The following is a 21,414-nucleotide window of genomic DNA, read 5'->3' as shown; positions in this document are numbered from 1 at the left end:
TTGTCAGGCTTCGAGGGAGAAGCCCGGGCGCTTCGTGCCGCCGCTGGCGGCTGTTTTCTCATAAATCTGCACAGCCAGCAGATCGCTCGTGAGAACGCTGAGTCGCTTGCCCTCCACCTTCTCGCAGCTGAGCTCGAGCAGGCGTGGCTGTCCCTGCTCAAGGGCCGTACGCACTTGTTGGTAAAGCGCTTCTGCCGAATCGTGCTCCTTTCTTTGCACGGAGACCGGCATCGGACTCATGCGCAGAGCCAGCTCAATCACGTACACAGACCAATCCCGTAGATGGCACCATCTTCGCCAATCAGGGCGATCCCCGAGTCGTTGGGCATTTTTACTCATGTCGGGCTTGTTGTTCGGCTTTCTTGCCCACAAACAGCGCACGGCCACTAGGCTCGTCACGTAAAGCTTCATGAAGCTCCTCCAATGACGATCGCTGTAGGACGCGCGCCACAGCGGGGATGGTTCGACGTCCTCGATGACTGGCTCAAGCGCGACCGCTTCGTTTTTGTCGGCTGGTCCGGCATTCTTCTCTTTCCAACGGCCTATTTGGCCATCGGTGGCTGGCTCACCGGCACCACTTTTGTTACCTCCTGGTACACCCACGGCATTGCCTCCTCGTACCTGGAAGGTTGCAACTTCCTCACCGCTGCTGTGTCCACCCCCGCTGATGCGATGGGTCACAGCCTGCTTCTGCTCTGGGGCCCTGAGGCCCAAGGCGACTTCGTTCGCTGGTGCCAGCTCGGCGGCCTCTGGGCCTTCGTGGCCCTGCACGGCGCCTTCGCACTGATCGGCTTCATGCTGCGTCAGTTCGAGATCGCTCGTCTGGTGGGCATCCGCCCTTACAACGCCATCGCCTTCTCCGGTCCGATCGCGGTGTTCGTCAGCGTCTTCCTGATGTACCCCCTCGGCCAGAGCAGCTGGTTCTTCGCGCCCTCCTTCGGTGTGGCTGCGATCTTCCGCTTCCTCCTCTTCCTTCAGGGCTTCCATAACTGGACCTTGAACCCCTTCCACATGATGGGCGTGGCCGGCATCCTCGGCGGCGCACTGCTCTGCGCCATTCACGGCGCAACCGTGGAAAACACCCTGTTTGAGGACGGCGAGCAGGCCAACACCTTCAAGGCGTTCGAGCCCACTCAGGAAGAAGAGACCTATTCAATGGTCACCGCCAACCGCTTCTGGAGCCAGATCTTCGGGATCGCGTTCTCCAACAAGCGCTGGCTGCACTTCTTCATGCTGTTCGTGCCTGTGATGGGCCTGTGGACCAGTTCCATCGGCATCATCGGCCTGGCCCTCAACCTGCGCGCCTACGACTTCGTGTCGCAGGAGATCCGCGCTGCAGAAGATCCCGAATTCGAGACCTTCTACACCAAGAACATCCTTCTCAATGAAGGTCTGCGTGCCTGGATGGCACCGGCTGACCAGCCGCACGAAAACTTCGTCTTCCCTGAAGAGGTTCTGCCCCGCGGCAACGCTCTCTGATTGTCAGAACTCAATTCAAGTTTTCCTCGGGAATGCCTTCGGGCATCCCCTTTTTTTTGCTTGCCAGAGACCCTCGAGCATTGCAGTGGTTGGCGTATCTTCGTGATCGCATTAGCCAGCTGATTCACCAGCAAGGGGGCGCGCTGATGTTGCGCCGGGTGCAAGGCACAATTCAAGGCCTGAAGGCCACCGCCGGCAGTCCCAATCGCTGCGCTGCGCTTGGTTGAGCAATCGCTGTTGCACCTTTTGGGAAGAGCCCCAGCCGGGGTCGCTTGGGTGAAGAAGCAGAGCCGTCCAGCCCTCTGCATCCAGCGGGCCATCAAAGCTTTTCTTAGGAAAGGCGATCTGGCGCCGTTGACTCAGGTGAGGCACGAGATAACTGGTGGTGAGCATGCCGGCATCGGCTGGCACGGTGGCTGTGGCTGCGGCCGCATCACTTTGCAAAGTGATGCGTTCCAGATAGGGCCCTGTGAAGAACCAGGGTTTGGCCAGGGCCAGCCAGAAGGCTGTCGCCCAGATCAGGCTCCAGGAAAGTCGCGGGCGCGGGCGGCTTTTTGCCAACCCACCATCAACGGCCGCCAGCACAGCGACCAGCGCCAGAGGCAAGCTGTAGTGATGCACAAGGGTTCGGTAGCTAGCGGAGCCCGACAGCAAATTGACCAGCACTAGGGGTAGTGCGATCAGCAGAGTCGGCAGTGATCGCCGTCGCCAGAGCCAGATGCAGGGCAGGCAGAGCAGCAGTAGATACTGAAGACCTCCGCTCCAGTCAAGGCTCTGAAAGATCTGCATTGGTCCGCCGCTGAGATGGCTGAACATGCGAGCGGCGGCCTTGGGGCCTTCGCCATTGCGCAGCCAGGGGTACAGCCACCGACTCAGCATCAGCAACCAGCCCGCAGCCAGTCCGATGACGGCGGCACTCCACCGCCAGCGCTGGCGCCATGCCAAATCGAGCCCCATGCCGCCGAGCACCAGCACCAGCCCATCACGGGCCCCCAGCATCACCAGCAGCAGGGCCAGCCAGAGGCGCGGGCGCTCCTCCCGTTCGGCCCAGAGGGCCAAGGCGAAGGCCGGCATCGCCCAGGTCTCAGGGTGAAAGTCAAAAAGGGTTGCGTTGAACACCACCGGTTGCAGCCACCAGAGTCCGCAGGCCAGCCAACAGTTGTATCTAGTGAGTCCAGCCTGCTGCGCCAGCCACCAAATTGGGATTGCCGTAAGGCTCAACGCCAAGGCCTGTGTTAGCAGTAGCCACTGCACCGATGGCAGCAGTCGGTAGAGCGCACCAGCGCCATACAACAACCAGGCGCCGTGATCCGCCAGCACGTGAACGTGCTCCATCGAAGAGATCGGCGGCAACCCCTTGCTGATCAGCCAGACCCACTGGTCAAACAGACCCAGGTCGTAGGCGTTGCTCTGCAGCAGGCCATGCCGCAGGGCGCTGCAGCCCCAGCCCATCAGACCCAAACCGACGGCAAGACCCCAGAGCTGGCGAGGTGGTTTCATTGGCATCGCCACAGCTTCCAGTCGCCTGCGACCGGGTCATGATTTAGTAAACAGCCAGGCATCCGCTTATTGCTCACAAGCCAGAAGGGCGTCTCGGGTGATTCGCTTTTGCGGTAACGCTGCAAATTACGACCTGCGTACCAGCCAAGGGATGGCCGGGTGGGACCTTGAAGCCAAACGGACGCATTGGCCGGCAGCGCCCGCACTTGGGCGGCCACAGGTCGTGGATCCCAGCTTTCATTCAGCTCCCACAACCAAAGGCGGCTGTGCCAAAGAGCCAGCAGCGCCAGGCTCCAGGCGATCACCAGGATCCCCAGCCCTCGTCGTCGTCGCTGGGGCTGGGGATGTCTGATGACTTGACCTCCTAACAACAGTCCGAACCCCGCCAGAAGCAGGCTCAGGCCCGGCAGTTGCGGCTCGCGGATTACCAGCGTGCCCAATCCAGCCAGGCTCAGTCCAAAGCCGAGGGCCTGCCAGCACCGGGTCACCCAGTGGGGCGCACCGGAGTCGAGCAATTGAGTCAGCCCCTCGGCGCAGAGCAAGGCAAGCGGAGGCCAGAGGAGGTGGCTGTACCAGGGCAACTGGGTGCGTAGCGGCAGCACCAGTGCGGCACTGCCGATGAACAGCCCAAGCTCCCAGCGTCCGGCGCTCTGTCGCCGGTGTCCCCAGGCCCAGCGCAGTCCAATGGGGAGCAGCAGAAGCCAGGGCCAGCCCCCTTCGAGCACTTCCACCCACGGGGTCCACCAGCCATGGCCATCGCCGATGCTGCTCGTCAGGCGAGCCAGTCCCTGCCCGCCCCACATCAGCAGTGCATCGCTGCCTCGCACACTCCAGTGCCAGAGATGCCAGGCCAAACCTGGCAGGAGCCCTAAAACCAGGGTGATCCAGCCACGCCAGCGAGGCCAGCTGCTGCGGCCACCCACGATCAGAGCGATCAGGGCCAATCCCAGCAGCGCCGGCGGTTTCAAAAGCAGCACGCCACTGCCGGCAACTCCTGCAGCGAGGGCTCTTAACGGTTGCTCTCGGGACCTGACCCAGCCCCACCAGAGCAGCAGGCTGCAACTCACAAGAGTTCCATCCAGCATTGCCAGCCGACCGTGACGTGCCATCGGGAGGAGGGTCATCAAAACCACGCCAGCGAGTAGGGCCTTGCGGTTTTTGTGAGCACCACCCAGAGCCCTGCGCAGCAGAACGATCAGCGGCACTGCCAGGCTGGAAAGAAGGGCGGGCAACAGACGCACCAAGGTTTCGTTCTCGCCGTGGCTGCGGATCAGTTGCCCGATTGGTGCATGGAGACCGGGAGGTTTGTTGAGGTAGGCCTGCTGCCATTTCATCGGCAGCAAGTTTGTGGTGGAGCGGGCCACGGTGGCAACCCGTCCTTCGTCCCAGTCGCGCAGCGGCAGGTTGCCAAGTCCCGGCAACCAGAGTGCGAGCGTGAGCAGCCAGAGCAAAAGCGGAACCAGCCAGTGGCTTTGCCCTGCAAAAGTTCTCCTGCCTCCGTTATGGTTCAAGAGTTCAGACCGCAGTGATGTGGTGGTGTTCGTTGATCTTCGGATCCAGGGCTCGACCGGATGCATCACCGGCGATCATCAATCCATTCAGGAGGAGGTGTCCATGAGTTCCAGTTCTTTCACGCAGGGTCTGCTGATCGCGGAGAACGCCGGCTGACGGCTTCATCTTTTAAGTGATCAATCGGTTCCGCGCCAAAGCGGACCCGGCGAGAGCCCCCGTTCGGTTTCCGAATGGGGGCATCGTTTTAAGTGCTTGTTTTGACGATCAACCACCTTGTTGTTGGAGGTGCGATTCGTTCAGCATTTTGTTGTTTTGAACATTTGAGCCTCAAATGGCAACATCTGATACCAGACGGGTAAAAGAGCGGCACATATTGGCTGGTTAAGGGGGGGTAATGCAACATATTTCCATCATCGCTACGGCGTGTTCCCTCAATTTTTGGTGTGAGGAATCTCATGAAACTTTTCCAGCAACTGCTGGTGGCACCTGCAGCCCTTGGTTTGTTGGCTCCGCTGGCATCCGATTCAATGCGCCCCGCTTCAGCCACCGAGCTGAACATCGACGGGGTTTCGGAGTACACGGCTAAGCCTCGTAAGGCTCGTTCCAGCTCCAGCCTGGACCAGGTCACCAGCATCACTCAGTTCTCCGATGTGTATCCCACTGATTGGGCGTACCAGGCACTGAGCAACCTGATCGAGCGCTACGGCTGCGTCGCTGGCTATCCCAACGGCACCTACCGTGGCAACCGGGCCATGACCCGCTTTGAAGCGGCTGCCCTGCTGAACGCCTGTCTCGACCGCGTCACCGAAGTGACCGACGAGCTCAAGCGCCTGATGAAGGAGTTCGAGAAGGAACTCGCCATCCTCAAGGGCCGCGTGGACGGTCTGGAAGCCCGCGTTGGCGAACTGGAATCTACCCAGTTCTCCACCACCACCAAGATGAGTGGTGTGGCCACCTTCGTGACCGGTGCTAATACCTTCGGCGGGGATGCCACCGTTGTTGGTCAATATGGCATTTCTACAAAGCTTGACTCCAACCCGAATTCTCCATTTTTTGGGGTGGGTAGTCGTAAGAAAATGGCCAGCGTTGCCAACCAAAATCTCGGCGCTGCTGTCTTTAACTACGATTTGAAAATTGATTTCGATACCAGTTTTACTGGTAAAGATCTGCTGCGTACCAGACTGCGTACTGGCAATTTCACCAATAGCGCTTTTGGCTTCAGTGCCAGCTCGGGAATTGTTAGTCCGTTTGGAGGAACCTACGCAACAGCTTCTGGTTTAGAGGTTGCCTTTGAAGAAGGCCCTAAGGCCAACGCGGTTTCAATTGATCGATTGTTCTATCAGTTCCCTCTTGGTAGTGATTTCACGGTTACAGCAGGTGGTTACGTCCGTCAGGACGACATGCTTGCGGTTTGGCCGAGTGCTTATCCGTCTGACACGGTTCTTGACTTCTTCACCTACGCAGGTGCTCCTGGCGCCTACAGCCTAAATCTTGGACCTGGTGCCGGTATTTGGTGGAGCAACGACGGCTTCAGCATCAGTGCCAACTATGTGTCGAGCAACGGCAATTTTTCGGCTCCCAGCTCAGTTGATGCGAATGGCGATACCACCTGTGATAACGCTGGTGGAATCGCTACTGATTGTTCTGCCGGTACAGGAACAGTTCAGCTTGCATACGCTGGTAGTGGCTGGGGACTGGCTGCCGCTTATACCTACAGTTCTTTGAACTGGGGCACTGTTTATGAGTCAACAGGTACCCCTCTGGCTACACAGGTTGGATTGCTGGGCAACAGCAACAATGTTGCCGTCAGCGCTTGGTGGGAGCCTGAGAATTCCGGAATCATTCCCTCAATCAGTATTGGTTGGGGCCTGAATTCGACCAATGGGGACGACGAGTCAACCTTGTCTGGTTATGAGTTCGATTCTGCGACCTCCCAGTCTTGGTACGTCGGTCTCCAATGGAGTGATGTGTTCCTCGAGGGCAACAACGCTGGATTGGCTGTTGGTCAAGAGGCATTTGTCACTGGTATCGACCTCTCTGGTACAGGAACTGGACTTGGATCTTCTTCCGACGCTGAGAATTCATTAGCTCGCGATGGCCAGTACGCCTGGGAATTCTGGTATCAGTTCCAGGTCACCGACAATATCTCGGTCACACCTGCGCTCTTCTACCTCAGCCGCCCTTTGGGTGCAGCAACTCAGGGTGAAACCTTCAATCAGTTCGGCGGTCTGGTGAAGACCTCCTTCAAGTTCTGATTGGAATCAATCCAAATTCCACTTGGATCAACGCGAGTCTCCTGAGATTCCTCCCTTCCCCCTCCGCATCACTGCGGAGGGGTTTTTTGTGGACAGCTTCTGCAGCGGCCTCCTGTGCAAGCGTTGTCTTCACCATTAAGTTTCTGATGGACATATTTGTCCTATCCCTCAATTTTTGGTGTGAGGAACCCCCATGAAACTCTTCCAGCAACTGCTGGTGGCACCTGCAGCCCTGGGCCTTCTGGCTCCCATGGCCGCCAACGCCACTGAGCTGAACATCAACGGTGTGTCCGACTACGCCGAGTCCGGCGAGCAGGTCACCAGCATCACTCAGTTCTCCGATGTGTATCCCACTGATTGGGCGTACCAGGCACTGAGCAACCTGATCGAGCGCTACGGCTGCGTCGCTGGCTATCCCAACGGCACCTACCGCGGCAACCGGGCCATGACCCGCTTTGAAGCGGCTGCCCTGCTGAACGCCTGTCTCGACCGCGTCACCGAAGTGACCGACGAGCTCAAGCGCCTGATGAAGGAGTTCGAGAAGGAACTCGCCATCCTCAAGGGCCGCGTGGACGGTCTGGAAGCCCGCGTTGGCGAACTGGAAGCCACCCAGTTCACCACCACCACCAAGCTGAAGGGTCAAACCACCTTCGTGACCGGTGCTGTGACCGCCGGTGGTGACAATGGTTCCAAGTACATCTACGACACCAGCGCCACCTACTTCAGCGACAGCGACGGCACGATCAAAGAGGTCGGCAAGGTTCAGCGCTCGAACCGCAACACCGTCTTCAATAAGAACGGAACTCAAGGTGGAGCCAACGCCTACAACCGCAACTATGGCGCCTTCACCTTCAACTACGACCAGCGCCTGAAGCTGAACACCAGCTTCACCGGTAAGGACCTGCTGGTTGCCCGTCTGCGTACCGGTAACTTCACCAAGAGCGGCAACGGCAACGCTTTCGGTGGCTCGGGAGTGAATCTCACTGCCCTTGATATTGCGACCGACTCTGGTGTGCCCGGTGCTCAAAATATCGTCACCCTTGATCGTCTGTTTTATAAGTTCCCAGTCGGCAAAGAGTTCACTGTGATTGCTGGTGCGCTTGCTCGTAACACCGAATCGATTGCGCTTTGGCCTTCTGTTTACAACAAAGGTGCAACCAAAATTCTCGACTGGACGGCCCTGATGGGCACCAGTGCTGTTTACAACAAGGAAGTTGGTCAGCTAATCGGTGCTTACTGGAAGCAGAAGGTTGATAAGGGTCAGAACGCATTCAGCGTTTCGATCAACTACACAGCAGATGATGACAACGGCAACGAAACCGATCCCACCAGCGGTGGTTTCATGACGGGTAATTCCCAGGCCAGCTTCCTGGCTCAGATCGGTTACGCCGGTCCTCAGTGGGGTGTTGCTTTCGGTTATCGCTATGGGCAGTGTGAAAGCGGTAATGGATACCGTCGTGGCACCGAGTTCGCCAAGTTTGATGGCACCTGGAACAACCAGTGCTCGTATCAGCCTCGTGAAAACGTCACCATCAACGGCACTGAGTACAACGTTCCTAAGGGCAGCGTTAACTCCGATGGAGACTACGTTCTTGATGCAGCCAAGCGCTCTGGTGCTTCCACCAACAGCTATGCGCTGAACGCCTACTGGCAGCCTGAGAACTCTGGTTTCATCCCCTCCATCTCCGTGGGCTGGGGCATCAACCAGAACACCACCGAGAACAAGATCGGTGGATCACCTGTCAGCAGCCAGAGCTGGATGGTGGGCCTGAAGTGGGACGACGTGTTCCTGAAGGGCAACGACCTCGGCTTCGGCTTCGGTCAGCCCGTCTTCGCAACCGGTCTTGAAGGCTGTGAAGGCAAGCGCAGTGACGAGCGTCAAGCCTGTGGCGACACTCCTTTCGATGGCAACTACGTCTTCGAACTGTTCTACAACTTCCAGGTCACCGACAACATCAAGGTCACCCCTGCGATCTTCTACCTGTCCCGCCCCATGGGTCAGAACACAAGGCGCCTGGTGGAGAACGGCACCGGTTACGACGGTCAGTTCAACGTGTTCGGCGGTCTGATCCAGACCACCTTCAAGTTCTGATCTGACATCAGCACCATCTCTGGGGTCCGTTTGTACGGGCCCTCGAGATTCTTTTCCTCACACAGTTCACTTTTCACACACTTTGATTCCCCCTCAATTCGAGGGGGTTTTTTATTGTAATCATCTGGTTAACAGGTCAGCATTTCCTTTGGTCTGGGTCTGATTGTTTGTCGTTCTGGATAGTCTCGAGTTGGGGTGACTTGCGCCCCTATCCCTCAATTTTTGGTGTGAGGAATTCCATGAAACTTTTCCAGCAACTGCTGGTGGCACCTGCAGCCCTTGGTTTGTTGGCTCCGCTGGCATCCGATTCAATGCGCCCCGCTTCAGCCACCGAGCTGAACATCGACGGGGTTTCGGAGTACACGGCTAAGCCTCGTAAGGCTCGTTCCAGCTCCAGCCTGGACCAGGTCACCAGCATCACTCAGTTCTCCGATGTGTATCCCACTGATTGGGCGTACCAGGCACTGAGCAACCTGATCGAGCGCTACGGCTGCGTCGCTGGCTATCCCAACGGCACCTACCGTGGCAACCGGGCCATGACCCGCTTTGAAGCGGCTGCCCTGCTGAACGCCTGTCTCGACCGCGTCACCGAAGTGACCGACGAGCTCAAGCGCCTGATGAAGGAGTTCGAGAAGGAACTCGCCATCCTCAAGGGCCGCGTGGACGGTCTGGAAGCCCGCGTTGGCGAACTGGAATCTACCCAGTTCTCCACCACCACCAAGCTGAAGGGTCAAACCACCTTCGTGACCGGTGCTGTGACCGCCGGTGGTGACAATGGTTCCAAGTACATCTACGACACCAGCGCCACCTACTTCAGCGACAGCGACGGCACGATCAAAGAGGTCGGCAAGGTTCAGCGCTCGAACCGCAACACCGTCTTCAATAAGAACGGAACTCAAGGTGGAGCCAACGCCTACAACCGCAACTATGGCGCCTTCACCTTCAACTACGACCAGCGCCTGAAGCTGAACACCAGCTTCACCGGTAAGGACCTGCTGGTTGCCCGTCTGCGTACCGGTAACTTCACCAAGAGCGGCAACGGCAACGCCTTCGGCGGCTCGGGAGTGAACCTGACCGCTCTCGACATCGCCACCGATTCCGGTGTGCAGGACGAGAAGGCCAACATCGTCACCCTCGACCGTTTGTTCTACAAATTCCCGGTTGGCAAAGAGTTCACCGTGATCGCCGGTGCACTGGCTCGTAACACCGAGTCCATTGCTCTCTGGCCTTCTGTTTACAACAAGGGTGCCTCCAAGATTCTCGACTGGACTGCTCTGATGGGCACCAGCGGTGTTTACAACAAGGAGACCGGACAACTGGTCGGTGCCTACTGGAAGCAGAAGGTCGACAAGGGCCAGAATGCTTTCAGCGTGTCTGTCAACTACGTTGCTGACGACGGCGACGGTAATGAAACCGACCCCACCAAGGGTGGTTTCATGACCAGCAACTCCCAGGCCAGCTTCCTGGCTCAGATCGGTTACGCCGGTCCTCAGTGGGGTGTTGCTTTCGGTTATCGCTATGGCCAGTGCGACAGCGGCAACGGCTATCGCCGCGGCACCTCGTTTGCCAAGACCGGCAATTGGAACAACGAGTGCTCGTATCAGCCTCGTGAAAACGTCACCATCAACGGCACTGAGTACAACGTTCCTAAGGGCAGCGTTAACTCCGATGGAGACTACGTTCTTGATGCAGCCAAGCGCTCTGGTGCTTCCACCAACAGCTATGCGCTGAACGCCTACTGGCAGCCTGAGAACTCTGGTTTCATCCCCTCCATCTCCGTGGGCTGGGGCATCAACCAGAACACCACCGAGAACAAGATCGGTGGATCACCTGTCAGCAGCCAGAGCTGGATGGTGGGCCTGAAGTGGGACGACGTGTTCCTGAAGGGCAACGACCTCGGCTTCGGCTTCGGTCAGCCCGTCTTCGCAACCGGTCTTGAAGGCTGTGAAGGCAAGCGCAGTGACGAGCGTCAAGCCTGTGGCGACACTCCTTTCGATGGCAACTACGTCTTCGAACTGTTCTACAACTTCCAGGTCACCGACAACATCAAGGTCACCCCTGCGATCTTCTACCTGTCCCGCCCCATGGGTCAGAACACAAGGCGCCTGGTGGAGAACGGCACCGGTTACGACGGTCAGTTCAACGTGTTCGGCGGTCTGATCCAGACCACCTTCAAGTTCTGATCTGACATCAGCACCATCTCTGGGGTCCGTTTGTACGGGCCCTCGAGATTCTTTTCCTCACACAGTTCACTTTTCACACACTTTGATTCCCCCTCAATTCGAGGGGGTTTTTTATTGACTGTTGACCAGACCATCAACGGACTGTCCAAGAAGTGCTGATGATGGGTTGGGTAGAAAGAAGCGCGAGCCCAGGGTTTGCTATGGCGATTGCCCCAGACATCACAGCCCTTGTGGGACGTACTCCCATGGTGCGGCTTAATCGCTTGCCCAAGGCCTGGGGATGCACCGCTGAAATCGTGGCCAAGTTGGAAAGCTTCAATCCCACGGCGTCGGTGAAGGATCGGATTGCCGGCGCCATGGTGGAGGCGGCTGAAAGCGCAGGCACCATTGCACCCGAGCGGACAGTTCTGGTGGAGCCCACCAGTGGCAACACCGGAATCGCCTTGGCGATGGTGGCAGCGGCCCGTGGTTATCGGCTGATTCTCACGATGCCCGACACGATGAGTACCGAACGCAGGGCCATGCTCAGGGCCTATGGGGCTGAGCTGCAGCTCACACCAGGGATGGAGGGCATGCAAGGGGCCATTGAGCGGGCGCGGGAGCTGGTGAAGGAGATCCCCGGTTCCTATCTCCTCCAGCAGTTCGACAATCCAGCGAACCCTGCGGTGCATGCTGCATCCACGGCAGAAGAGATTTGGGCTGATACCGAGGGTGCCTTGGATGTTTTGGTCGCTGGTGTTGGTACCGGGGGGACCATCACCGGTTGCGCCAGGGTGCTGAAAGAGCGCCAACCCAAGCTTTCGGTGATCGCCGTGGAACCCGCTGCCAGTCCGGTATTGGCGGGGGGCGTTGCCGGACCCCATCGTCTGCAGGGAATCGGCGCTGGCTTCATTCCTCCTGTTTTGGAGATGGATTTGATCGATGAGATCATCGCGGTTGGCGACGATGAGGCCATGGACGTCGGTCGTCGTCTTGCTCGGGAAGAGGGTCTGCTTTGCGGGGTAAGCAGTGGCGCCGCGGTGGCTGCTGCGCTACGGCTGGGGCAACGCCCGGGCATGGAGAGCAGGCGCATCGTGGTGATCCTCGCCAGTTTTGGAGAGCGCTATCTCTCCACACCGATGTTCAGCGCCGCGGCGCCGCTTCCGGCACGCCGGGACGCTCAGCTGTGACTCTGATGCCCAACACTCTGGATCCCTACGCTGTGCTCGAGGTGTGTTCCACGGCGACCCAGGCTGAACTCAAGGCCTCTTACAGGCGCCTGGTGAAGCAGCACCACCCCGATGCCGGTGGGTCAGAGGAAAGAATCCTGGCGCTGAATGCCGCCTGGGAGCAACTGGGGGATCCAGAGAGTCGTCGCGCCTTCGATCGGAGCAGCAGACCTGAGCAGGCAGCGAGGGACGAGGCCAGGGCTCGCGGGGCCCGCAATGCTCGTGCCAGTCAGGCGGCACGTCGGGCCAGTGGTCGTTCAACAAGCGCGGATCAGGATCTTGCTGATTGGTTGAAGAAGGTCTACGCCCCGATCGACCGCTTGCTCGGCCAGGTGATCAATCCCTTCGCCGCAGAACTCCGGGCTTTGTCGGCCGATCCCTACGACGATGCCTTGATGGAGGCGTTCTGTACTTACCTCGAACAGAGCCGAAGCCGGCTCGATAAGGTCAAGACCCTGTTTCAATCCATCCCAACACCGGCTTCGGCCCGAGGCTTCGGGCTGAGCATCTACCACTGTTTCTCGCAGGTGGAGGATGCGGTGAATGAGCTCGAGCGCTACACGATGGGCTACGTGGACAGTTACCTCCATGACGGACGGGAGATGATCCGCGAAGCCAGGCAACGCCGCAAGCGCCTTCAAGACGAGCGGCGCCGGCTGGAGATCGGTTAGTGGCAGCGGGACCGTTCCGGGCGCTGCTTCTGCTGCTCTGGGTGCTTTCCACGGCAGCGGATCGGCTGTGGTGGTCGAGCCACGGCGGCCTGCCTGCCTGGGATCAGGCCGATTATCTCAACAGTGCTCTGGATCATGGCCGGGCACTTGGCCTGCTCCCGGCAGGAAGCTGGCAGGGCTGGCAGGCCCTTCTCGACCTCTCTCCAAAAATTCCGCCTCTCGGTTCTCTGGTGAATGGCGCCATCATCGCCGTGAGCGGTGATGCACCGGCCCAGGCTGCATGGAGTCTCAGCCTCTGGAACGGTTTGTTGCTGTTGGCCACTGCGGGTTGGGCACTGTCCCTTCGCTCTCCGCAGCGTCTGGCCCGGGAGTTTGCGCTGCTTGCCGCTGCAGCTGTTTCGCTTGCGCCGATGCTCCTGGAATTGCGGACGGACTATCTGCTGGAGCTGCCTCTGACCGCTTGTGTGACCTTGGCGCTGTGGCGGGTGGGGTGCTGGTTGGATAACACTCGACCCACGTCCTGGTGGCAGGCTCTCATCGCCGCACTGGCGGTGGCGGTGGCCTTGCTGGTGAAGCAGAGCGCTCTGCTCGTGCTGATTCCGGCTTGCGCCTGGGCTTTGGTTGTTGCCCTGCGCTCAGGTGTGCGTCGCCAGGCCCAACTGGCGTTGGGGCTGGCTGTGGTGACCCTCAGTCTCCTGCCTTGGCTGCACCACAACTGGATCACCACTCTGGGGGGCACCAACCGTGCTGTGATCGAGTCGGCGGCTCGTGAGGGTGACCCCGGTGTGCTCACTCTGGCCGGCTGGCTTTGGTACCCCCGCCTGATTCCCGATCAGATCGGTTGGGTGTTGCTGGTGATCGGTCTGTCGGGATTGGTGCTCTTGCTGCAGCAATGGCGCTCTGGGTTGGTGGCGCCGTCCCGGGATGGGGGCGACCGTCGGCAAGCCTGGGTCTGGCTTCTGGGGATGTTGGTGCTGGGCTGGCTGTTCACCAACCTCAGCCCGAACAAAGATTCGCGTTACATCGCCCCCTTGCTGCCACCCCTGCTCTTGCTGTTGAGTCGGGGCTGGTTGCAGTGGGGGCTCTGGATCCGGGGTCGCTGGCCTGTGCAGGCGCGCTGGCTGCCGGGCGCCGCACTGGCAATAGGGGGGCTGGCTGCAGCCACCCCCGCCTGGATGCAGCAGTCGGCACGGTTGCAGAACCCTCATCAAGGCCCCTTGGAATCAATCGTGCAGCGGGCTGGAGGGGGCGTGCCGGGTGTTGCGCCGAAAACCCTGATCGTGGTGCCGAGCACCCCTGATCTGAATCAGCACAACGTCAGCTACTACGGACGTCGCAGTGGAGGCCAGTTGGTGGGGCGTCAGCTCGGCGGCAGCCTCGATCACGTGCAACCGGTACTGAATTACGCCGAGCTGGTGCTGCTGGCCGAGGGCGATCAGGGATCGGTGCGCAAGGCCGCCCGCCGGCTTGATCGCGCCGTTCGGGATTCTGGGGTCTTTGAGCGTGTGGACACTTTCTCCCGTCCAGGAGGGGGGAGCTATTCCCTGTGGCGCCGGCGTGCTGATGTGCCTGTCTCGCTCGGGTTCGATCAGCGTTTCCCCGCGTTGGCATCTGCCCTGGAGAAAGGGCCATCAGGGTTGGATCCGATCTTCCGCAGCGTGGCGATCGAACACATGCTCGATGGCCACTTCCTTTACAGGGGCCCTGCGCGCGAGGCGGCCCTCGCCCGTCTCAGGGCCTACCCCGGCGATCGTCAGGCTAGGTGGACATTGGCGTTGCTGGCCGTGCTGGCCAATCGTCCGACCGAGGCCTCCAGGCAGTTCGCCGCCCTGGAGCAGGCTCTCCCGGATAACCCATGGCCCAGTGCATTTCGTGCTGTGGTGCTCTTGGCTGGGTGGAACCCAAGCGAGGCCGCTGCTGTGGCGTCTGCCGCGAATGAACGGCAAGGGGACCAGCCCGTGCTGATGGGGCTGGATGCAGCAGGGTCGGTGCTGTCAGGAGCGATCTGGCGGCTTCCGGATGCTGTCGACATCCTCCCCAAGGCCATTCGTGTGATTGAGCAATCGCTCAACCCTCAGGAGAACGCCTCGAGCTGATCCATCCGCAGCCACACATCGGGCACGGGTCTGCGCCAACGCACTTGGCCGTAGGTCCCTTTCACCACCAGAAGTTCTCCGGGCCCTTCGAAGATGTAGGCCGGGGGATGGGGGTCGCTGGCACCGGCTTCCGTGCTGCCCTCATAAGCCGCCTTGTTCACGCGCACCAGAGCGCCTTTTTTCAGTGCAGGAGGGGCTTTCGCGGCTGGAGCGGGGCTCGACGGTGTCTCGGCCATCACGGGTCGGTCTTTATTCGCCAGGCTAGAACCCTTGCACGCAATGCCAGCCCACCATTTGGACAACGGCCTTTCGATTTATCTGGTGGCCTTCGGCGGTCTCCTGCTCGTGTCGGTGCTCCTGGATGACCTCGCAGCGCGGGTGCGGGTGCCGGGAATCCTCATGGTGCTTCTGCTCGGTCTGCTGATCGATAACCAGGTGGAGGTGTCCAATACGCGCGAGCTCACGCTGCTGAGCCTGGATCATGCCCAGCAGATCACCCAGTCGGCACTGGTGCTTGTGCTGTTCTTTGGCGGATTGACCACGAATTGGAAGGAGGTGCGGGGGGTGATCAAGCCAGCGGCGCGCCTGGCCACGATCGGGGTGCTGATCACAGCCGCGTTGATCACCGCCGTGGGGATCGGTTTTGATCTGGCCCGAGGAGGCGAAGCCCTTACGCAGATGGTGCCGCGCAATCTCTTTATCGGAGCGATGGTGGCCAGCACGGACGCGTCGGCCGTGCTGGCACTGCTGAGGCCTCTGCAGGGGCGTCTGCCGCAGCCGCTGATGGATCTGATCGAATGCGAATCGGGGTTCAATGATCCGATGGCTGTGGTGCTGGCCGGTCTTGCCCTAGCGCTTGTCGGTGGGGAGGGGGTCGGTGCTGGCGTGCTGGTGACCGATCTGGTGCGCCAGTTTTTGCTGGGAATCCTGATCGGCTTTCTGGGTGGAAGCCTCACCGTGCAGCTTCTCGGAACACGCATGGGGCTTACCCAGGCCTCGATGCTGCCTGTCGTGAGCCTTGCTCTCTTGATGGTGCTCAGCGGGGGCACATCTCTGCTCGGAGGCAGCCCGCTGTTGGCCGCCTATGTGGCAGGGCTGGTGCTGGGCAACACAGACAGCCTGGAACAGGCGGTTCTGGAGGAAGCGCATTCGAGCTACGCCAAGATGGCTGAGTTGCTCCTGTTCCTGTGCATGGGACTGGTCGTCGCACCTCAGGATGTGGTGTATGCGGCCGGGATGGCCTTCCTGCTGTTTTTGGTGATGCAGCTTGTGCGACTAGTGATGGTGCACCTCTTGCTGTGGCGAACATCCTTCAGCTCTGGTGAACGCATCTTTGTTTGCTGGGCTGGGTTGCGAGGGGCCGTGCCGATCGCCTTGGCCATCAATGCCTGGTCTTCGGGTGTTAGCTGGGGCGTCTTGATGCCTCCCCTGGCCCTGGCAGTGGTGCTTTACGGCCTGTTCGTTCAGGGCTTTGCCCTGGTGCCCCTCGCTCGGCGCATGCATCTCACCCTTCCGGATCCCGGCGCTGATTCATCGTCGGCTGCCTAACCTCGAGCACCGTTTCTCTGCGCTCACCTCCCATGCGTCTCCTGCTGATCGGATGCACAGGCCTGGTTGGGCGCGGGCTCATCCCTCTCCTGCACGCGGCAGGCCATCAACTCACCGTGGTGAGTCGCAGGCCTGCCTCCGCAGTAGACCTGCCCGATGGCATCGCCTCTCAGCTGCACTGGATTCAGGCCGACCCTGCTGCACCCTCCAGCTGGGCCTCCTCAGCAGCACTGCCCCAGGCTCTCGCAGCCTGTGATGGGGTGGTGAATCTTGCCGGTGAGCCGATCGCAGAACAGCGCTGGACGCCGCAGCATCTGCGCCTGCTCGAATCCAGTCGCCTCGAAACCACTCGCTCTCTCGTCGAGGCGATGGCTGCGCTCGACACGCCCCCCTCCGTTCTTGTGAATGCATCGGCGGTTGGCTACTTCGGCACCAGTGCCAACGCCCAGTTCGAGGAGAGCAGTGCTCCTGGTTCAGATTTTCTGGCGGGTCTCTGCCAGCGCTGGGAACAGGCGGCCTCGGCGAAGCCGAAGGCCACCCGGCTGGTTGTATTGCGCATCGGCATTGTTCTGTCTTCAGACGGCGGTGCCCTCGCGAAGATGCTTCCGGTCTTCCGGACTGGATTCGGTGGACCGATCGGCTCGGGGCAGCAATGGATGAGCTGGATCGAGCGCAGTGATCTCTGCCGGATGATCCAGAGTGCTCTAGAGCAGCCTTCCTGGTCGGGAGCCATCAATGCCGTTGCCCCTGAGCCGGTTTCGATGGCCGACTTCGCTTCTGGGCTCGGACGCTGCTTAGGCCGTCCCAGTCTCTTGCCGGTCCCTGGTCCCGTCCTCCAGCTTCTGCTCGGTGATGGCGCTCAAGTGGTGTTGGATGGCCAGCGGGTGTGTTCTACGCGCTTGCAGGAGCTCGCGTTCAGTTTCCATTGTCCGTCGCTTGACGCTGCACTCGCCTCTGCCACCAGCTCCAGCAGCCGTTGATCAGGGCCGAGGCGATCAACAGACCGATCGCTGGAGTGAACAGGGGCTCCCAGAGGCGTTGAAATTGCCGCATGGGGCCTTCAATCCCTTGACTGCTCCCCACAATTGCCAAGGCAAACCAGGCGGCACCACCCAGAACCACGAATACGTCAAGCACTAACACCCGGTCGAGCCAGCGCTTCCAGATGGGTTCCTGCAACGGTGGAGTCATGAAGGTTGCTGCACCAAGTCTGAAATGGCCTGGGCCATCCTGGCGCCTCCTCCGGCGGGGCCAAGCCTTTGCAAGGCTTGTTGTTGACATTGCCGCTGCAGATCCGGGTCAAGGCGGCTCCTTCTGAGCAGGTCGATGGCTAACTGCGCCGAGGCTTCCAGGGTGGCGGTTTCCCCTGGTTCCCCCTGGGCACAGAACACCGTGGGCCCAAGCAGGCGTCGCTGGGCTTCAGCAAATCCCGCGGTGAACTGGGGGCCTCGGCCAGCGAGCTGCAGGACGGGGCGTGCCAGTCCCACCGCCTGTTCCGCTGCAGTTCCAGCCATGCACACCAACAGATCCGAGCTGTGCAACACGGCCGCGAATGTGCCACGGCGTACATGGATGTGGCGCGGCCCCCGCTGGAGCAGCATGCCGGAACCGTCGGATTCCTCGGCCAGGTCCCAGCCCCAGGGCTGCACCAGGTCGTGCAGGGATGGGTCGTCCAGGGAGGCCACGAGCGCCAGATCAAGCTCCAGAACTCCTTCCCCGAAAAGCTCTGTGGGCAGCCGCTCGATCATCTGCAGGAGCAGCCGCAGGTTCTGCTCCAGCTCCGGCCGGCGGCTGCCTGGCAGCAGACCGAGCCGTTGCCGAGTTGCTGGCAGTCTCCCGGCATCGGCCAGCACCGGATCCATGAATGGATTGCCGAGAAAGCGCACCTCTCGGGTCAATTGATCACTGAGGTCATCGGCTGTGCATTGATCCCGGCTGAAGATGGCCCGAAAGCGACGGCTGCTCAGGCAGGAGGCGCAGGGCCACGGCAAACGCAGCCGGCCCTCGTAATGACTGGAGTAGGCCACGAGATAGGTGACCACTGGGCGCCGGCACAGCCAGGCAGCCATCACCGGAATCACATCGCCCACTACGACCACGAGGTCGTAACGATGGCCGATGCGCAGCAGCCTCACCAACCGGCGTAGCAGATAAACCACCTGCCCTTGGATCAGTTCAGTCATTCGCCCGCGCAGGCTGGTGTAGCCCAGGCCACCGGTACTGAATTCCTGCGTGCCGCCGATCAGGCCAATGCCCGCATCCCGGTAGGGCTGACCCCGCCCCACCAGGGGCAGGGCCTCCACGGTGTGGCCCCGGTTTGCCAGTGCCTTGGCCAGCAGTGACCCTGAGAGATCTTCGCCGTGACCGTTGCTGAGCAGGAGCAGGCGCCCCACCTCAGAGCTCCAGCCAGGCCTTTACTTTCAGCAGAGCAGGCCACTCCGGGCGACGCTGCAATCCATCATCGATCGACTCGCGCAGATCACTTGCCACGTCGGGCGCCACGGCAAGAACCTGCTGAACCACTTCGATGTGGTCGCGGACACCCTTGGCTTTGGTCTCAAGCATGGCCAGGCAGAGGTTGATGCGAGCCTGCGGGTCCTGGGGATTCAGCTTGACCGCCATCCGTCCTGATCGCAGGGCTTCCTCCGGCTGTTCGCACAGGAGCTGAAGCCAGGTCAGGCAGGTCCAGCCAGCCGATTGTCTTGGCGCTGCGGCAGTGATCGTCTCGAAATCCCCTAGAAGATCTTCAGCAGGCACGCCGTCCTGGTAGCGGGCCATCGCCTGTTGGAAGAGGGAGTCCTGGGTGGCATCCATGGATGGTCGACCTAAAAAGCGATCCGATCAGATTCCCACAGCAGGCCGTGGGCACGGCCTTGTTCAGACCGCGAAAGAGCTGCCGCAGCCACAGGTTTGCGTGGCATTGGGATTGGTGAAATTGAAGCCGCCACCGATCAGCGCTGTGCTGAAGTCGAGCTGCATGCCATAGATGTAGAGCAGGCTTTTGGGGTCGCAGATCACCCTGAATTCCGCACCATCTGGAGCGACGTAGTCGTAGCACTCGTCATCAGAGAGGGTTTCAGAGGACGAAACGAAATCCATCGTGTAGCTCATCCCACTGCATCCTCCGGAGCGCACCCCCACCCGCAGAACCTGGTCACCCCCCTGGTCGGCGCAAAGTCTGGCGAGTTGCTTCATCGCGGGCTCGGTGATCAGGATTCCTTTGCCATCTCTGGAGGTGTGGGACGGTGCAGGCGCCAGGGTGTCTGCGGAGAGTTCTGCACTGGACATCGGAAGCTGATCACAGGCTTTGTCTCCACTCTATGGAGACCAGAGGACCGCCGCCCGAAGCGGTCCACCCCATCCGATTCATAGAGTCAGTGAGTTCTTGGCAGCAGAGGCGTGCGGGTCGCGATTGTGGGCGCTGGTTTGGCAGGGCTTGCCGCCGCGGTGGATTTGGTGGATGCAGGCCATGAAGTCAACCTTTACGAGGCTCGTCCGTTCATGGGCGGAAAGGTTGGAAGCTGGGTTGATCCTGAGGGCAATCACATTGAGATGGGATTGCACGTGTTCTTTTTCAACTACGCCAACCTCTTCAAGCTGATGCGGAAGGTGGGGGCGATAGACAACCTGCTTCCGAAAGATCACACCCATTTGTTCGTGAACAGTGGTGGTGACCTGCGGGAGCTTGATTTCCGCTTTCCGATCGGCGCTCCGTTCAACGGCCTCAAGGCCTTCTTCACTACGCCTCAGCTGAGCTGGATCGACAAGCTCCGCAATGCGCTTGCCCTGGGAACCAGCCCAATCGTGCGCGGTCTTGTTGATTACGAAGGGGCGATGCGCACGATCCGTGCCCTGGACTCGATGAGCTTCCAGGACTGGTTTGTCGGCCATGGCGGCAGCCCGGAAAGCATCCGACGCATGTGGAATCCCATCGCCTACGCCCTCGGTTTCATCGACTGTGAGGCCATTTCGGCTCGATGCATGCTCACCATCTTCATGATGTTCGCTGCCAAAACTGAAGCCTCCAAGCTGAATCTGCTCAAGGGTTCTCCCCATCGTTGGCTCACTGGCCCAATCCTTGAGTACATCCAGCAGCGCGGTGGCAAGCTGCACCTGCGTCATCGGGTGAAGCAGGTGCACTTCACGGAGGGTGATCGTCCAGAGGTCACCAGCCTGGAGCTAGGGACACCCGAGGGCGATGTGCAGATCGAGGCCGATGCCTACCTGGCTGCCTGTGATGTGCCAGGGATTCAGCGCTTGCTGCCTGAGGCTTGGCGCCGCTTCCCCCAATTTGAGGCAATTCACAAACTCGAGGCCGTTCCAGTCGCCACGGTGCAATTGCGCTACGACGGCTGGGTCACCGAGCTCGGAGAGGCCCATGAAGAGCGTCGCCGGGATGTGTCCGAGCCTGCTGGGCTCAACAATCTCCTCTACACAGCCGATGCCGATTTCAGTTGTTTCGCCGATCTGGCGTTGGCCAGCCCTGAGGACTACCGCAAGGATGGCGTTGGATCCCTGTTGCAATGCGTGCTGACCCCTGGTGACCCGTGGATCCCCAAATCTGTGGACGACATCGTTGCGCATACCGATCAGCAGGTCAGAAACCTGTTTCCATCAGCACGGAACCTCAAGCTCACCTGGAGCAACGTGGTGAAACTGGCTCAGTCGCTTTACCGCGAAGCCCCTGGAATGGAGCCTTACAGGCCTGAACAGAGCACCGCGGTGAACAACTTTTTTCTGGCCGGCAGCTACACCCGTCAGGACTACATCGATTCCATGGAGGGAGCCACGATGAGTGGACATCTCGCAGCCGCCGCCATCCTCAGGAAGCCGGCCCGGCTGGCCACAAACACTGCAGTCGCCTGAACCC

General features: G+C 60.2%; 19 protein-coding genes. 11 read left to right on the top strand and 8 right to left on the bottom strand.

The genetic code is table 11. The features are described 5' to 3' along the window. Positions 1 to 3: 3 nt before the first annotated feature. Positions 4 to 267: a hypothetical protein gene (locus tag SynMEDNS5_RS11500; protein ID WP_186585991.1), complete on the bottom strand. Its 264-nt coding sequence runs from the start codon at positions 265 to 267 to the stop codon at positions 4 to 6. A gap of 156 nt (positions 268 to 423) precedes the next feature. Here SynMEDNS5_RS11500 and psbD point away from each other — a divergent pair, with 156 nt between their 5' ends. After that, positions 424 to 1,479, top strand: coding sequence for a photosystem II D2 protein (photosystem q(a) protein) (gene psbD / locus SynMEDNS5_RS11495; RefSeq protein ID WP_006041823.1), 1,056 nt, complete (start codon positions 424 to 426; stop codon positions 1,477 to 1,479). Between the two features lie 111 nt (positions 1,480 to 1,590). Here the strand turns inward: psbD and SynMEDNS5_RS11490 are convergent, their stop codons facing one another. Further along, positions 1,591 to 2,979: a DUF2079 domain-containing protein gene (locus SynMEDNS5_RS11490; protein WP_370593539.1), complete on the bottom strand. Its 1,389-nt coding sequence runs from the start codon at positions 2,977 to 2,979 to the stop codon at positions 1,591 to 1,593. Continuing rightward, entirely contained in the window at positions 2,976 to 4,430 is a 1,455-nt protein-coding gene (locus SynMEDNS5_RS11485; RefSeq protein WP_255440158.1) for a glycosyltransferase family 39 protein, read from the bottom strand. The genes SynMEDNS5_RS11490 and SynMEDNS5_RS11485 overlap by 4 nt, the downstream gene beginning before the upstream one ends. Here SynMEDNS5_RS11485 and SynMEDNS5_RS13205 point away from each other — a divergent pair. The 7 genes from SynMEDNS5_RS13205 to SynMEDNS5_RS11455 all read left to right on the top strand — a co-directional run bounded on the left by SynMEDNS5_RS13205 (position 4,414) and on the right by SynMEDNS5_RS11455 (position 14,996). After that, positions 4,414 to 4,647 (top strand): hypothetical protein, encoded by a 234-nt coding sequence (locus tag SynMEDNS5_RS13205; protein WP_255440157.1) that lies wholly within the window; start codon positions 4,414 to 4,416, stop codon positions 4,645 to 4,647. The genes SynMEDNS5_RS11485 and SynMEDNS5_RS13205 overlap by 17 nt on opposite strands. Before the next feature lie 299 nt (positions 4,648 to 4,946). After that, positions 4,947 to 6,746, top strand: a complete 1,800-nt coding sequence (locus tag SynMEDNS5_RS11480; protein WP_186583487.1) for an iron uptake porin — start codon at positions 4,947 to 4,949, stop codon at positions 6,744 to 6,746. 193 nt (positions 6,747 to 6,939) lie between these two features. Next, positions 6,940 to 8,838, top strand: a complete 1,899-nt coding sequence (locus SynMEDNS5_RS11475; RefSeq protein WP_186583486.1) for an iron uptake porin — start codon at positions 6,940 to 6,942, stop codon at positions 8,836 to 8,838. Between the two features lie 239 nt (positions 8,839 to 9,077). Next, positions 9,078 to 11,021, top strand: a complete 1,944-nt coding sequence (locus tag SynMEDNS5_RS11470) for an iron uptake porin (protein WP_186583485.1) — start codon at positions 9,078 to 9,080, stop codon at positions 11,019 to 11,021. 200 nt (positions 11,022 to 11,221) lie between these two features. Then, the gene (gene cysK / locus SynMEDNS5_RS11465) at positions 11,222 to 12,190 is read left to right on the top strand and encodes a cysteine synthase A (protein ID WP_186583484.1); all 969 of its coding nucleotides are present in this window, start codon (positions 11,222 to 11,224) and stop codon (positions 12,188 to 12,190) included. Positions 12,191 to 12,195: 5 nt separating this feature from the next. Then, positions 12,196 to 12,900 carry a J domain-containing protein gene (locus SynMEDNS5_RS11460; protein WP_186583483.1) on the top strand — a complete coding sequence of 235 codons (705 nt, stop codon included), beginning with the start codon at positions 12,196 to 12,198 and terminating at the stop codon, positions 12,898 to 12,900. Then, complete coding sequence (locus tag SynMEDNS5_RS11455) at positions 12,900 to 14,996, top strand: glycosyltransferase family 39 protein (RefSeq protein WP_186583482.1); 2,097 nt, start codon at positions 12,900 to 12,902, stop codon at positions 14,994 to 14,996. Before SynMEDNS5_RS11460 ends, SynMEDNS5_RS11455 begins: the two co-directional genes overlap by 1 nt. Here SynMEDNS5_RS11455 and SynMEDNS5_RS11450 read toward each other — a convergent pair. Beyond that, entirely contained in the window at positions 14,975 to 15,232 is a 258-nt protein-coding gene (locus SynMEDNS5_RS11450) for an NAD(P)H-quinone oxidoreductase subunit O (protein WP_186583481.1), read from the bottom strand. The two genes, SynMEDNS5_RS11455 and SynMEDNS5_RS11450, sit on opposite strands and share 22 nt — an antisense overlap. Before the next feature lie 43 nt (positions 15,233 to 15,275). Here SynMEDNS5_RS11450 and SynMEDNS5_RS11445 point away from each other — a divergent pair, with 43 nt between their 5' ends. Then, positions 15,276 to 16,544, top strand: coding sequence for a cation:proton antiporter (locus SynMEDNS5_RS11445; RefSeq protein WP_255440154.1), 1,269 nt, complete (start codon positions 15,276 to 15,278; stop codon positions 16,542 to 16,544). A 32-nt stretch (positions 16,545 to 16,576) separates the two neighbouring features. Then, entirely contained in the window at positions 16,577 to 17,524 is a 948-nt protein-coding gene (locus tag SynMEDNS5_RS11440; protein WP_186583480.1) for a TIGR01777 family oxidoreductase, read from the top strand. Here SynMEDNS5_RS11440 and SynMEDNS5_RS11435 read toward each other — a convergent pair. The 4 genes from SynMEDNS5_RS11435 to SynMEDNS5_RS11420 form a co-directional block, all read right to left on the bottom strand. After that, positions 17,460 to 17,735, bottom strand: coding sequence for a hypothetical protein (locus SynMEDNS5_RS11435; protein ID WP_186583479.1), 276 nt, complete (start codon positions 17,733 to 17,735; stop codon positions 17,460 to 17,462). The two genes, SynMEDNS5_RS11440 and SynMEDNS5_RS11435, sit on opposite strands and share 65 nt — an antisense overlap. Beyond that, positions 17,732 to 18,937, bottom strand: coding sequence for a lipid-A-disaccharide synthase-related protein (locus SynMEDNS5_RS11430; RefSeq protein WP_186583478.1), 1,206 nt, complete (start codon positions 18,935 to 18,937; stop codon positions 17,732 to 17,734). Before SynMEDNS5_RS11430 ends, SynMEDNS5_RS11435 begins: the two co-directional genes overlap by 4 nt. Before the next feature lies 1 nt (position 18,938). Next, on the bottom strand, positions 18,939 to 19,358 hold the full coding sequence (locus SynMEDNS5_RS11425; protein WP_186583477.1) for a hypothetical protein: 420 nt from the start codon (positions 19,356 to 19,358) through the stop codon (positions 18,939 to 18,941). Between the two features lie 63 nt (positions 19,359 to 19,421). After that, positions 19,422 to 19,832: an iron-sulfur cluster assembly accessory protein gene (locus tag SynMEDNS5_RS11420; RefSeq protein WP_186583476.1), complete on the bottom strand. Its 411-nt coding sequence runs from the start codon at positions 19,830 to 19,832 to the stop codon at positions 19,422 to 19,424. A gap of 111 nt (positions 19,833 to 19,943) precedes the next feature. Between SynMEDNS5_RS11420 and zds the strand changes: the two genes are divergently transcribed. Beyond that, a complete protein-coding gene (gene zds / locus SynMEDNS5_RS11415; RefSeq protein WP_186583475.1) occupies positions 19,944 to 21,410 on the top strand; it encodes a 9,9'-di-cis-zeta-carotene desaturase in 1,467 nt (488 codons plus the stop codon). Positions 21,411 to 21,414: the final 4 nt, after the last annotated feature.

Origin of the sequence: Synechococcus sp. MEDNS5, assembly GCF_014279875.1 — a bacterium.
In the GTDB taxonomy this organism is placed as follows: domain Bacteria; phylum Cyanobacteriota; class Cyanobacteriia; order PCC-6307; family Cyanobiaceae; genus Synechococcus_C.
Note: the sequence above shows the minus strand (reverse complement) of the source record. Positions and strands in the feature narration are given on the sequence as shown.